Below are 13,656 nucleotides of genomic sequence, written 5' to 3'. Positions count from 1 at the left end.
GAGGATCCGCGCGGGGAGACCGGCGGGAAGCCGCGATCGGGCGGGTTGCGACAACTCCAAGCCGGATCTCGCCTGGCTTCGATGCCGCCGCTGCCGGGCCGAGGCGGATGAGCGCACGGCTCCGGACGTCATGCTCGCACAAGTCAGCACATGCGAGGCTCTTGCACCTATCGAATGATCTCGTAGAGTAGGAGGCTTCCCGCTCCGTTGCCAGGGAGACCGCTTGAATGCTTTCGACCACGCTCGCCATCATTCTCTCTTGTCTTGCGACCGCCGACACCGCGAAGCCCAACATCGTGGTGCTCGTTGCCGACGACCTCGGCTACGGCGACCTGGGCTGCTTTGGGCACTCGCGGATCAAGACGCCGAATCTCGATCGAATGGCTGGAGAGGGAGTTCGCCTCACCTCATTCTATTCGGGGGCTCCGATCTGTTCCCCGTCTCGGGCGGCCCTGTTCACCGGGCGCAACCCCAACCGAGTCGGTGTTCGCGACTGGATCCGCGGAGACTCCGGCGTTCACTTGCCGCGTACCGAGATTACCATTGCCCAGCGGCTCAAGAGCGCAGGCTACACGACCTGCCTGTCGGGAAAATGGCACTTGAACAGCCGGTTTAACGGGAGTGAGCCCACTCCGGGCGACTTCGGGTTCGACCACTGGTTTGCCACCCAGAACAATACCGCCCACCAAAACCCGCCCAACTTCGTTCGCAACGGCAAGCGGGTCGCGCCGCTCAAGGGGCACGCCAGCACGCTGGTTGTGGACGAAGCCCTGAAGTTCATCGCTGACGCCGGCGAAAAGGCGTTCGCCGTCTTCGTCACGTTCCATGCCCCGCACGAGCAGGTCGCCGCGCCCGAGTCATACAGGGCGATGTATTCCGATTTGAAAGATCAGACGATGCGTGACTACTACGGCAGTGTCAGCCTGATCGATCACGAGGTCGGCCGCCTGCTCGAGGCCCTGGACACGCGCGGACTCCGCGACAAGACGTTAGTCCTCTTCACCAGCGACAACGGTCCGCAAGCCTTGCTTGGCTATCCGAACGCGATCCATTCGCACGGTTCGGCCGGGCCGTTTCGCGGAATGAAGCTGTCGATGTACGAAGGCGGTTATCGCGTGCCCGCGATCGTGCGTTGGCCCGCTCGGGTCAAGCCGGGGACCGAGTGCGCGGAGCCGATCGGTTTTACCGACCTGATGCCTTCCCTCTGCGCTCTGGCCGGCGTGGCCCCTCCGGCCGACCGAACCTTGGACGGTGTGAACATCTTACCCCTGCTGGACGGCAAGTCGGTCGACCGCCCGAGGCCACTCCACTGGCAGTTCGACTACGCCGAAGACGGGCCGTGGAGGGTATCGATGCGGCGCGGCCCCTGGAAGCTGCTGGCCGATGCCAAACGCGAACGGTTTGCGCTCTATCACGTGGTCGAGGATGCGGGCGAGACGCGTGATCGATCCATGGATCAGCCGGAGTTGGTCCAGGAAATGAAGATGGAACTGGAACAGCTCTACGTTCCGGAGGACAAGAAATATTCACTCGAATGAACGAGTCTGTCGCAAAGAAACCGGGCCGTCCGTCTGCCCCGGAGGCCACAATTTTCGGGAGAAACTCGTTCCCATGCTCGGCGAGAAAATGCCGTTCTGGCCGCTCTGCGGCCCCACCCGCCGGGGAAGACGACGCGGAGCGTCGCAGACGGCATTCCCACGCAGAGCGTGGGAACGAGATTCCGGCATTTTTTCTATATTCTTGCATGAACACGCAAGCAAATCCACAATGAATATTCACAAACCAGCATTCTCTCCCAACATGAGGGCGACCACGCGAGAACGAACCGCCGAGGCTGGGGCGACCTCGGCGGCACACCTGCCTCTCCCTTCGCAAGACCAATGGGTTTCGATCGAGACACCCGGCTTGAAAGCCTGGACTTTCGCTTGAATTTGTTCGAGCTCAAGGCGGGAATTTACTTGCCCCGTGGTGGCCCGCGATGAGAACCTGGATGGCGATCAAACCAGACACGAGAGGTGGGAGGGCCGGCATGACACGCCGGCCTCATGTTGCGCTCACCATCGAGACGGCAGCCGCCTTGGATCGTCACGTGCTCCTCAAGCCCGGAGGGCTGGAGAGTTGGCAAGGCGATGGGATCCGCTCACGGTGGAACCGATCCGACATCGCCGTGCGACGGTGCCTGATCGTGGCCGGCTTGGATCGTCGACTCGAGCGGAATGCAAACTCCGTTGAGTCGGCCGCGGATCCCCTTATGATGAGCGGGCCGGCGGACGGACGACAGCCGAACTTCCTCGATCACTCCGCCAGGCACAGCCCCCCTGACCTTATTTCTTGGGATCCCAGTTCAATGAATCAGGAAACAGACCAGTCGGGTCGCGTTGCAACTTCGGTGCAACCCCCCGGACCATTCGCACAAGAAACGCCCAGCCACCCCGACCGGACAGGTTCCCGAGTGATGGAGTTACGAGGCATGGAGACGTTGAGGCATCGGTATCGCGTCCGTTTTCGGTTCCTGACCGCATTGCTCCTCTGCGGCGGTCTCTCGTCGCCTGCGCAGGTGACGGCCCAGGAGGTGATTCCCCACGCCCAGGACCAGCCGCCCGGCCCGGCGCTCTCGCCCACTGACGCGATTGCGAAGATGACCGTTCCCGACGGCTTCAAGGTCGAGCTCGTGGCCAGCGAACCCGACATCGTGAACCCGGTCGCCATGACGTTCGACGAGCGGGGCCGGATCTGGATCACCGAGAGCCTCGAGTACCCGCGAAGTTCTCCCGGGGTCGGGCGGGACCGGGTCAAGGTGATCGAAGACAAGGACGGTGACGGCAAGGCCGACTCGTTCACCCTGTTCGCGGAAGGCCTGAACATTCCCTCGGGCATCGCCGTGGGACACGGCGGCGTCTGGGTGGCGAACGCCCCCGACATCCTCTTCCTCAAGGACACGGACGGCGACGGCAAGGCCGACACCCGCGAGGTCGTCGTCTCGGGATTCGGCCGCGACGACACCCACGAACTGCCGAACTCCTTGACCTGGGGCCCCGACGGCTGGCTCTACGGCTGGAACGGCGTCTTCAACCAGAGCCACATCAAGCATCGCGGCAAAGAATACAAATTCACCTGCGCTATCTTCCGGATCCATCCCAAGACACGCGACTTCGAGGTCTTCTGCGAAGGGACGAGCAACCCCTGGGGCATCGCCTGGAATCTCGACGGAAGTGCATTCGCAAGCGCCTGCGTGATCGACCACCTCTGGCACCTGACCGAGACCGGGTATTACCACCGCCAAGGGGGGAATATCCCCCGTTCACCTGGAAGCTCGGCTCGATCGTTGACTACAAGCATCAAAAGGCCGCGTATTGCGGCATCCACTTCTTCGACAGCGACGCCTACCCCGCCCAGTTCCGCGAACGGCTCTACATGGGGAACATCCACGCGAACGGCATCAATGTCGATACCCTGGAACGCAATGGAGCCACCTATCGCGCGAAGAGTGCCCCCGACTTTCTCTCCGCCAACGACGCCTGGTTCATGCCCGTCTCCCAGAAGACCGGGCCCGACGGCTGCCTCTACATCCTCGACTGGTACGATCGCTATCACTGCTACCAGGACGCCCGCCGCGACCCCGACGGGATCGATCGCCTCAAAGGACGGCTCTATCGCGTCCGCTACGAAAACAACCCGCGTGCTCCTCGGATCGACCTGGCCCAGGAGACCGACGCTCAGCTCATCGAACGGCTCAAGAGCCCGAACGTCTACTACCGCGACATCGCCCAGCGAATCCTGATCGAGCGGGCCCATCCGACGGCTCAACCGGCGTTGCAGACGCTCGTGCTCGACGAAAAGCTGCCTCGCAAAACGCGGATGCACGCGCTCTGGTCACTGGTCGGCACCGGGGCCCTTGAGCCCGGCTTCCACCGGCAGGTCCTCGAACTCGCCGATGGTGGGCTCCGGGCCTGGGGCGTTCGCGCGGCGGGCAACTTCCGCCAGGTCGACGCCACGGTCCGGGAGAAAGTCGTTTCCTTGACCGCCGATCCCGATCGCGACGTGCTGGTCCAAGTCGCGATCGCCGCACGAAAGCTCGCCGGTGTGGAGCCGATGCCCATCCTCCTCGAAGTGCTCTCGCGGTGCGGCGACGACGTGCTGATCCCGCACATCGTCTGGCAAAACCTCCATCCGCTCCTGGAAGAGCAGGGGGACGACTTCGTCGCCCAGGTCCGCAAGATCGAGCTCAAGCGCTCACCGAACTTGATCGGGCTCATGCCGCGCGTCATCGACCGGATCCTCGGCCGGCGCAACCATGATGCCGGCCCGATCGTCGGCTTGATCGCGATGTTGACGGCGGGACGAAACGCCGACCACGACGCAGCCGGCAAAGGGCTGGCCGCCCTGGCCACCAGGATTCAGGACGGCGAGATCGCCGGTCCTCGACTCGAGGCGTTGAAAGCGGGGCTGGGGCCGATCCTGCAAACCAGTCTGGCAGATCAGCCCGACTCACCGATCGCGCTCGACGCCGCGCTACTGGCCGCCTCCTGGAAAGATCCGGAAGGGCTCAAGACGGCTCGACGTGGATTCGCTTCGTCGCAACAGTCTGAGACGCGACGGCTGCAGGCGCTCACCGCCCTCATCGTCGCACGCGACGGCTCGGTGCTCGACGCCGTCGCCGAGGCACTTGCCGATCCCAGCAAGAGCTCGGCCGACTTCCGGGGCCGGATCCTTGCGACGTTGGGCCGGGTGGACCAACCCCAAGTCGCGTCCCTGGTGCTGGCCGCATACCCGAAGATGGAGCCCGAGCTCCAACCGAAGGCCATTGAGCTCCTGACCCAGCGCACCGCCTGGAGCAAGCCGCTGGTCCAGGCGGTTGCCGCCAAGACTCTCTCCCCCTCCGTCTTGAACGTCAACCAGATTCGCCGCCTCTCCAAGAGCAAAGACCCGGAGCTGACCCAGCTCGTCAAAGCCCACTGGGGAAGCGTGCGCGAACAACGCAACCCGGGGCGAGAGCAGGTGATCGCACAAGCGCGTAACCTGCTCCGGAACAACCCGGGCGATCCGTTCGCCGGCCAGCAGGTCTTCAAAAAGCTTTGCGCCCAGTGCCACAAGATCTACGGCGAAGGGCAGGAGGTCGGTCCCGACATCACCGGCATCGGCCGCTCGGATTTCGAGCAACTCCTCTCGAACGTCCTCGACCCCAGCCTCGTGATCGGCCCCGCCTACCAGGCGACCATGATCGCCACCACCGACGGTCGCGTGCTGACCGGCCTGGTTGTCGAGGACAACCCGCAACGGGTCATCCTCAAAATCCAAGGCGGCAAACAGGAGACGATCACCCGTGACGAGGTCGAAGAGAAAAAAGTCAGCGAGCTCTCCCTCATGCCCGAAGACATCGAAAAGCAACTGACCACCCAAGAGCTTGCCGACCTCTTCTCCTTCCTCGCCCTCGACAAACCGCCGTCCGACCCGGCCGCCAAGCGACTCCCCGGCGCCCCGGCCAATCGCCCACGCCCCGCCCAGGGGCAAACCGGCCAGTGAGTTGGTCTCCCATTCGTTGACCGGCTTGCCCGATGGGCAGCCGAATCAGCGGGCCATGATCTTCCTTGGACCGACATGCCGCTCCTTGATGCCACGGGTTGACTCCAACCCGTGGCATCAAGCAAAACACGAGTTCATAAGATGCTGTCGCAAGGAAACCAGGCCGTCTCTCTGCCCCGGAAGCCGAAATTCGCGGAAGTAACTCGTTCCCACGCAGAGCGTGGGAACGAGATCCCGGTATCCTTGCTACAATCTCGTTTATAATCACAAATTCCAGAAAACAACCCATTGAGGCCAGGCGTCCCAACCCTTGAACGGCTGCTCCATGAGGGCCGGAGATGCCTCGAAAAGAAAACAGCCAGCAACAATAGCCACAAATAATCAAAATTTATAAAAAACTAAACACTTCAAACGCTCGCCTCCACCAAACTCACGACACAAAAAAACACGCATTAATAAATACAAACATTCTTATATCAACAACCTTCTGTGATTGTGACCACACCACATCACTAGTTCCGATCACAACGGCCGACTCACCACAGACCCCAAGCCGCAATCAGCCGATCGATGGACCGGCCTTATGCGAACGGCGTTCCGACGAGATGACTTCAACGAATGTGGTGATCCGAAACCAACTTCCAGCGATCGGGAGGAAGTGCCCCTTCTCCAGGGCCGGCCAAATATCGATCAGAGCGGGACAGTTTCTGACCGAACTTTCGATCGCTCGCCTGTGACGAGCTCCGGACGCGTCAACCGTAAGTACAAGATCCCGGCCAAGATCACGCCGCCACCTGCCTCGGACACCGATTTTGGCAAATTTTACCAAAACCACCTAGATTCGCGCCTCCGCGCCCCTGTAGCATGAGTCCGCATGATCGCGCAAAGATTGACCCGCATGTTTTGCGCATGATTCATTGGGATCATTGCGAAGATCTCCACGGGATGCGTGCTGGCGAAGTCGCCACCGTCGTGGACTCAGTCCGGTCCTCCCTCATCTTGAAGGTGCAACATGTCCTCCCTGTTGCGCGGTAAGCGAAATGCAGGCCGTGGAATCGATGCACGTGATCGGAACTCGGCCCGACGTCGATGGGTGCTCGGAAACCTCGAAGCGTGCGAAGACCGCACGCTGATGGCGACCGCGTTTGGCGTGACCACGGGGGACGCGCTGATCCGGTTTGATACGGCCACGCCAGGGACGATCACCAGTTCGATCCCGATCACGGGTCTCCAGTCGGGCGAGACGGTGCTCGGCATTGATTTCCGCCCGGTCAACGGCGGCCTCTACGGCTTGGGAAGCAGCAGCCGGATCTATGCGATCAACCAGGTCACGGGCGCGGCGACCGCGGTTGGCTCCGCGCCGTTCTCCCCTTCTTTGAACGGCACGGATTTCGGCTTCGACTTCAATCCGGTTCCCGACCGCGTCAGGGTCACGAGCAACGCAGGGCAGAATCTGCGGCTCAGCGCCGATACCGGCACCGTGGCAGCGACCGATAGCGCCTTGGCCTATGCCGCGGGCGATCCGAACTTCGGCACGGCACCGAAGATCGTCGGCTCGGCCTACTCGAACAATTTCCCGTTCGCCACGACGACGACGCTCTACGCCATCGACTCGAGCCTCGACATCTTGGCGATCCAGAACCCGCCGAACGCCGGTGCGCTCATCACCGTCGGCGCACTGGGCGTCGATGCGGACGCGATCCTCGGCTTCGACATCACCACGACGAGCGGGACTCAAACCGGTTATGCCGCCCTGGTCGTGGCGGGTGTTCCCGGGCTCTATCAGATCAACCTAGCGACCGGCAGCGCCTCGCTCATCGGTGCGATCGGCGGTGGCGCCACGGTTCGCGGCCTGGCGATTGCGCCGCAAGGTTTCACGGCCACGCTCGTGGGCAAGACGGCCACGTTCACGGGGACCGCCGCCGCCGAGACAATCACGTTCGATCAAGCCGGCGGCCTGCTCCGGCACAACCGCTTCAGCTTGGGTGACAGCGGATTCAACAGCGACTTCGACTTCGACTCAACCACCCCCGGCGACCAGCCCCTGAGCGCATCAGATCCGGCCGTGAGCCTGATCGTCAACGCCGGCGGTGGTGACGATACGTTCAACGTGGGCACCGCCAACAGCCCGGCCAGTCTGCTGGCCGCCTCGTTCGTCCTTAACGGCGAAGGGGGAAACAATCGGGCGATCCTCGACGATACGATCGACGCGACCGGGCGCACGGTCGCGATTGCGCCGGGGAGCGTGGTGGGAATCGGCGGCCCGGTGGTTTTCACCGACCTGGAGAGCCTCACCGTCAACGCCGGCAATGGCAGCGACCAATTCAATATTCTCGGAACCTTGATCGCAACCAGCGTGAACGCAGGGGGCGGCGACGACACGATCCGCTTCTCCGATGCCGCCACGCTCTCGGGCGGCTTCCTCGACGGCGGCTCGGGCACGAACACGCTGGACTACTCGGCCTACACCGCCACCGTCGAGGTCGACCTGGCGCCCGGCTCGACCTCGACCTTGTTCGCCGCCCTCCTGAGCGGCGTCCAGGAACCGGGGCCCGTTTCACCGTCACAGGCCAGCGGCTACGGTGTCTTCCAGCTCAACGCGGCCCAGACCGAGCTTGCGTTCGCGATCGCCTACCGCAAGCTCGAGGGAACGTCGCTCAGTGGGGCTCACTTCCACAACCAGGCCGTCGGCGTCAACGGACCGATCGTCCGGGACATTGCGGGGAGCGAGCTGAATGGGTCGACCGTTCCCGCGGGCCTGCTCGCCGGGACCTGGCTGTCAACGGATTCGCAGGCGTTGACCCCGGCTCTGATCGCCGAATTGTTCGCCGGGCGCATCTCTGTGAATCTCCCCACGCTACCAAACCAGCCGAGCGGTGAGATCCGCGGTCAGTTGTTCATGCTCGGGACCGTCAATCCGGCCACCGGAACGGCAGGGGTGCGTGGCTTTGACAACATCATCGGCGGATCGGCCGCGGATTCGCTAATCGGCAACAGCAACGCCAACGTCATCCACGGCGGAGCAGGGGCCGACACGATCGTCGGCGGCCCAGGGAACGACCAGCTCTTTGGCGACGGCGACAATGACCTGTTCATCTGGAACAACGGCGACGGCAGCGACGTCATTGATGGAGGCGCGGGGGTCGACACGGTGCGGGTGAACGGCTCGCCCACCGAAGGCGATCAGTTCCTCCTCCAGGTGAATCCCAACGATAGCACTCGGCTCCGGTTCGATCGCACTAACCTCGGCCTGTTCAACCTCGACATCGGCACCATTGAGCATCTGGAATTCAACACGCTTGATGGTGACGATACGACCACCATCGAGTTTGCCGGCGGCAATCCGATCCCGGCCAACGGGATCCAATTCGATGGCGGCCTGGGAAACGACCGGCTGGTGCTTCAGCGCTCGGCCGGGACGTTCACCGCGACCAACGAAAGTTACACCGCCCTGAACCCGACCACCGGCCTGATCAATCTCGATGGCTCGACGATCAGCTTCGCCGGCCTGGAACCGATCGATGATACGGTCCCGGCGGCTTCTTTCACGTTCAACGCCCCAGCCGGCCCGCAGTCGATCAACGTGGTCAACGGGCCGACGATCGGCGGGTTCGCGACGACGCAGATCCACAGCGCAGTGCTTCCCCCCGCCTTCGAGCTGATCAACTTCGCCAATAAGACCAACGCAATTCTCAATACGTCACTGGGCAACGACACGGTTGTCGTGAACAACCCGGTCGCGGCCACGGGGCTGACCGGCCTGACGATCAATACCAACGGGGGTGCCGACCTGGTGACTCTCGTCGCGACCCCTCCCGGAGTCGCGACCGTCGTCAACACGGGGTCGGAAGACGATCTCGTGAGCCTCTCGGCTTCCAGCCTCGGCGCGGGGGGCACCACCTTCCTGGACGGTGGCCCGGGAACCGACACGCTAAGGTTCGACGCCCAGAATCAGCCTTACACCGTGACCCCGACGAGCCTGACCTTCAACGGCCAGGTCGTAAACTTCATCAACTTCGAGGCGATCCAGATCACGAACACAGGGACCAATCCGGTGGTCCCGGTTCTCCCCCCCTTGCCAATCAACGCGATCGAGGGGACGCAGGTCGTCGACGTGATCGTCGCCCGGTTCACGGACGCCGATTTTGGAGCCAAGGCAGCCGACTACGTCACCACGATCGCCTGGGGCGACGGCACCTCCTCATCGGGGATCGTGACCCAGGACGCGAGCAATCCGAGCCTCTTCTACGTCACGGGGACGCACCTCTACCGCGAACAGGGCAGCCTCTTCGTCACCACGACAATTGCCGACCGGGGCACCACCACCACCACGACCGTGGGCGGCGTGACGATTACAACCATCTCCTCGGCGCCGCCGGTCAACACGACCTCACCGGTCACGGTGGCCGACGCGCCGATCGTCGCAGTCGGCGCCACCGTTTCCGGTCCCGCGGGGACGGCGGTCACCTCGCTCGTCGCCAGCTTCACGACCACCGATCCCGACGCCACGCCGGGCGACTTCCTCACCATGATCAACTGGGGCGACGGCAGCGTCCCCTCGGTCGGGACGATCTCCGTCGTCGGGTCGCTCCCCAACGGTCTGACCTTCCGGGTGATGGGAACGCATACCTATTTCTTACCAGGTGTCTACGCCGTCACGACGACGATCGCAAGCATCGGCGGGAGCGCGACCGTCGCGAACGGGACGGCCGTCATCGCCGAGACCGACCGGCCCGTCCCGCTGTTCGGGCAACTCCAACTGGCGAGCGACACCGGGATTTCCAATACGGACGGAATCACCAGGGACAACACACCCACGTTCGTCGGCACGGGCCAACCCGGCTCAGTCGTGCGGGTCTCTGTCGGCACCGGGGATCCGGCCACCCGGCTTTACATCGCTTCCGCCGTCACCAACGCCGCCGGAGTGTGGGAAGCGACCGTGCTCCAACCCCTTGCGGACGGCACCTACTCGTCCATCGCCGCCGAAGCCACGAGCCGCGCGGGGGTGACCACGAGCGCACTCATCATGAACCGGTTGATCATCGATACCGTCGGGCCCAAGGTAACCGACCTGATCCTCGACCGCCTGAGCGGGCGGATCGGGGTTGCGTTTCAGGACGACCGAAGCGGTCTCGACCAGTTCGGCCTGGTGGACGGGGCCAACTATCGCTTCGCCGGACTGGTCCTCGTCGGGGCGCGTCGCAACACGCCGATCCTGATCACGAACGCCAGCACGACGGCATCGAACAACCCCACGGCCGCTCAATCGGTCACTCTGACGCTCAACCGTGGCCGCCAGATCCGAGGGGGCAAGTTCACCTTCACGGTTCTCTCCGGGGGCATCCAGGACGTCGCCGGCAACGGCCTGGACGGCGACTTCTACGGCTTCTTCCCCTCGGGCAACAACCGGCCCGGCGGCGACTTCGTGGCCCAGGTCGACTCGATCCACCGCGTCGTCTCGGCCCCCATTCCGATCCAGAACGGCTCAGCGTCGCCACTCACCCCGCCGGGCCGACCCGGCCAGCGATTCGTCCTCGGAGCCGGGACCAACCGGTTCCAGTCCGGGAACGCCGTCAAGAAGCCCGGTCAGGCCCATCCCACCGGCCCGAAACAGGGGCTGAAAGCGGTGTCCTACAATCCTCGGAACAGAAAGTCGGGTTAAGCCCTGCGGACCAGGCGATCCGGCTGTCAATGGATCAAGACCAACAACCTTCGGAGCCCGTCCCCTTGCGCGTGCGTCTTCTGCCCCAGATCTCGCACCGCTACCACTCTGTCCTGGAATGGGCCTCTTGTTTCCCGAAGTGGCCTCAACGTGTCGATTGACTTTCCGGAACGTTGCATATACAATCATTTTGGAGATGGAGAATCCAAATGGCGGGGACGAAGGACAACATGCCGGCCGCCGAACTCATCGCGGGCGAGTGCCTGGGCGTCCGGGTGCGGACGCTCAACCGTGTCGTCACCGCGCTGTACGATGAGGCCCTGCGGCCCCACGGGCTGAGAGTCGGCCAACTGAACCTTCTGGTCGCCGTCGCCCGGATGGGGACCGCCAGGCCGGGTGACCTCTGCCGCTTTCTCAGGATGGACAAGTCCACCCTCAGTCGGGACGTCGAGCTGATGAGGCGGAACGGCTGGCTGGAGGTGGACGGGTCGGGCGACAAGCGAGCCCGCCCGTTGAGGATCTCCGCCGAGGGACGAGCCCTCCTCGAAGCGGTCGTCCCCGCCTGGCGGCAGGCCCAGGAGCGGGCCGTGGCGATGCTGGGGGGCGAGGCGACCGCCGCCCTCGGGCAGGCCGTCGATCGGCTCTGGAGCGAGGGAGCCACCGAACCTTGAGCGTCTCTCGTTTTGGCCATATTGTTGCATATACAACATAGTGTCGGCTCCATTGCCGGCTCCGGGGACATTGAGATCGACGTCGCGCTCCGGCCCGATCGAACGCCTAGGTCGGGCATGGGAACGGGCCGGCAAGATCCAGGACGAGGAAAGCACCATGACCAAGCTTGATGACCATCCCAGCGTAGTCCGCTTTCGACAATCCGAGCCTCACCCTCGTCCGAGTCGAATCGAGTTCGAGAGGTTGCGGCGGATTTGCCTGGACGCGGGGGCCGATGACGTCGGCTTCGTGGCCATCGACCGGCACGACCTCGACGACCAGCGGGCCGAGATCCTCGGCCTCTACCCGTGGACGAAGGGGCTGATCAGCCTCGTCTGCCGGATGAACCGGGAACCGATCCGCAGCCCGGCCCGGTCGGTCGCCAACTTGGAATTCCACCACGTCGGGGACCATACCAACGAAGTCGCCAGCAAGATCGTCTCCGTCCTGGAGGCCGAGGGGGTCCGGGCGGTGAACCCGTCGATGGGCTTCCCGATGGAGATCGACCGTTTCCCCGATAAGGTCTGGGTCGTCTCACACAAGCCTGTCGCCGTCGCGGCGGGCCTGGGTCAAATGGGCATCCACCGCAACGTCATCCACCCGAAGTTCGGCAACTTCATCCTCCTGGCGACGATCCTGATCGACGCCGAGATTGCCGAGCAGTCGCGGCCCATCGATTACAACCCGTGTCTGGAATGCAAGCTCTGCGTGGCGGCGTGCCCGGTCGGCGCCATCGCCCCCGACGGCCACTTCGACTTCACGGCCTGCCTGACGCACAACTACCGGGAGTTCCTCGGGGGATTCACCGACTGGGTCGAGCAGGTCGCAGACAGCAAGAATGCAAGCGACTACCGCAGCCGGGTCGAGGACCCGGAGACCGTCTCGATGTGGCAGAGCCTCGGGTTCGGGCCCCAGTACAAGGCGGCCTACTGCATGGCGGCCTGCCCCGCGGGCGACGACGTGATCGGCCCCTTCCTGGCCGACCGCAAGGGCTTCATGAACGAGGTCGTCAACCCGTTGCGGGAGAAGGAGGAGTCGGTCTACGTCGTCCGCGGCTCGGACGCCGAGGCGTACGTCTCGAAGCGGTTCCCCCACAAGAAGCCCAGGCGGGTCGGCGGCGGCCGACGGCTCAGGTCGATCCGGTCCTTCCTGTCCGTACTCCCTCACGCCTTCCAGCGGCACGCCTCGGCGGGCCTGGACGCCACGTATCACTTCGAATTTACCGGGGAGGAGCCCGCCGCGGCGACGGTCGTCATCCGAGGCAAGTCGATCCAGGTCGAGCCGGGGCACGTCGGCGCCGCCGACCTCCGCATCGTCGCCGACAGCCGGACCTGGCTCGGTTTCCTGGCGAAGGAGCGGAACCTCGCCTGGGCCTTGATCCGCAGGAAGATCCGCCTGAAGGGGTCTCCCCGTTTGTTGGTCGCCTTCGGGCGCTGCTTCCCATCCTGAGCCCATCGCTCCGAGCTGACGACCCATCTCTGTCGCGTCGGTGGGCCGCGAGGCCCAACCAGCGGCACGTCCGGCTCAACGAACCAGGGTCCGGTTGAGTTCAAGCAAGAATTCCCACGAGAAGGGCTCCTTGGCGGCCGCAAGGCGTTCGAGCACCTCGCCCGCCACCAACCTCGGCGGGCGAAGGTGTTCTCTGCGCGTCCGATGAGGCCAAACCCTAAAGGCGATCCACGGTCCCTGGTTGCTGCGTTCGCAAATCGCCACCAGCCCCTACTTCCCCCGATCAGAGGGAACGACTTAAATTGCAGTCA

At 63.9% G+C, this 13,656-nt stretch carries 6 protein-coding genes; all 6 read left to right on the top strand.

The genetic code is table 11. The features are described from left to right. Positions 1–227 precede the first annotated feature (227 nt). A complete protein-coding gene (locus BUS42_RS29300; protein WP_074312956.1) occupies positions 228–1,538 on the top strand; it encodes a sulfatase family protein in 1,311 nt (436 codons plus the stop codon). A 932-nt stretch (positions 1,539–2,470) separates the two neighbouring features. Continuing rightward, positions 2,471–3,781: a PVC-type heme-binding CxxCH protein gene (locus BUS42_RS45530; protein ID WP_254053865.1), complete on the top strand. Its 1,311-nt coding sequence runs from the start codon at positions 2,471–2,473 to the stop codon at positions 3,779–3,781. Positions 3,782–3,858: 77 nt separating this feature from the next. Further along, entirely contained in the window at positions 3,859–5,523 is a 1,665-nt protein-coding gene (locus tag BUS42_RS46215) for a c-type cytochrome (RefSeq protein WP_315850754.1), read from the top strand. Positions 5,524–6,655: 1,132 nt separating this feature from the next. Continuing rightward, the gene (locus BUS42_RS29290; RefSeq protein ID WP_159452310.1) at positions 6,656–11,185 is read left to right on the top strand and encodes a DUF4394 domain-containing protein; all 4,530 of its coding nucleotides are present in this window, start codon (positions 6,656–6,658) and stop codon (positions 11,183–11,185) included. Positions 11,186–11,394: 209 nt separating this feature from the next. Then, positions 11,395–11,856 (top strand): MarR family winged helix-turn-helix transcriptional regulator, encoded by a 462-nt coding sequence (locus BUS42_RS29285; protein ID WP_083670767.1) that lies wholly within the window; start codon positions 11,395–11,397, stop codon positions 11,854–11,856. A 157-nt stretch (positions 11,857–12,013) separates the two neighbouring features. After that, the gene (locus BUS42_RS29280; protein WP_074312952.1) at positions 12,014–13,345 is read left to right on the top strand and encodes a 4Fe-4S binding protein; all 1,332 of its coding nucleotides are present in this window, start codon (positions 12,014–12,016) and stop codon (positions 13,343–13,345) included. Positions 13,346–13,656 lie beyond the last annotated feature (311 nt).

It is taken from the genome of Singulisphaera sp. GP187, assembly GCF_900129635.1.
Classification (GTDB): Bacteria; Planctomycetota; Planctomycetia; order Isosphaerales; family Isosphaeraceae; genus Singulisphaera.
This window is presented reverse-complemented; position numbering and strand designations above follow the sequence as displayed.

Bases quoted from the DNA above. Each gene is read 5' to 3' on its own strand.
- BUS42_RS29300 (WP_074312956.1), top strand. From the start codon at position 228: ATGCTTTCGACCACGCTCGCCATCATTCTCTCTTGTCTTGCGACCGCC.
- BUS42_RS45530 (WP_254053865.1), top strand. From the start codon at position 2,471: ATGGAGACGTTGAGGCATCGGTATCGCGTCCGTTTTCGGTTCCTGACC.
- BUS42_RS46215 (WP_315850754.1), top strand. From the start codon at position 3,859: ATGCACGCGCTCTGGTCACTGGTCGGCACCGGGGCCCTTGAGCCCGGC.
- BUS42_RS29290 (WP_159452310.1), top strand. From the start codon at position 6,656: ATGGCGACCGCGTTTGGCGTGACCACGGGGGACGCGCTGATCCGGTTT.
- BUS42_RS29285 (WP_083670767.1), top strand. From the start codon at position 11,395: ATGGCGGGGACGAAGGACAACATGCCGGCCGCCGAACTCATCGCGGGC.
- BUS42_RS29280 (WP_074312952.1), top strand. From the start codon at position 12,014: ATGACCAAGCTTGATGACCATCCCAGCGTAGTCCGCTTTCGACAATCC.